Here is a 471-nt window from a genome sequence, read left to right on the forward strand (position 1 = left end):
CCGGAGGCGCTCGGCGAATGCCGCCGGCAGGTCGCCGCGGTCGATCAGACGATCATCAGCGCGAAGGACCTTCCCGAACTCGTCCACCCGGACGCTCAGATGCTCGATCTCCTCGTCCGCTACCTGGAGGCCCGCTCCCGCGTTCTGGCGCTGGCGTGACCGCACCCCGGGTGGGCGGGGCGCCGACACCGGCCACCGAGGTGCGCGAACCTCAGCCAAAGGAAGACGCCGAAACCCGGTATTGCCAGTAATGCCGGTAATGCCTGCATTGTCGGCGATGATGTCGGTTCGGTGATCCGCCGGGGACGTGTCGTTACCACTGGTCACAGCACATGGTGGGGGTGGCGGTTTAGAGGTTCCAGAGCCCAAGCACCGCGGCCCGCAGGCTGGCGGAGGTGATGCGGTGATCGGCTCGGAGCCGGGCACCCGGATGCCCGGCGTCGGCGAGGATCTGCTCCGCGACCGGCACCG

At 68.8% G+C, this 471-nt stretch carries 1 pseudogene; it reads right to left on the bottom strand.

From position 1 onward, the window contains the following. Positions 1-349: 349 nt before the first annotated feature. Positions 350-471, bottom strand: a pseudogene (locus P3H15_RS54600) (phosphatidylserine/phosphatidylglycerophosphate/cardiolipin synthase family protein); the annotation flags it as partial.

It is taken from the genome of Rhodococcus sp. T2V, assembly GCF_029269925.1.
Lineage (GTDB): Bacteria > Actinomycetota > Actinomycetes > Mycobacteriales > Mycobacteriaceae > Rhodococcus_F > Rhodococcus_F koreensis.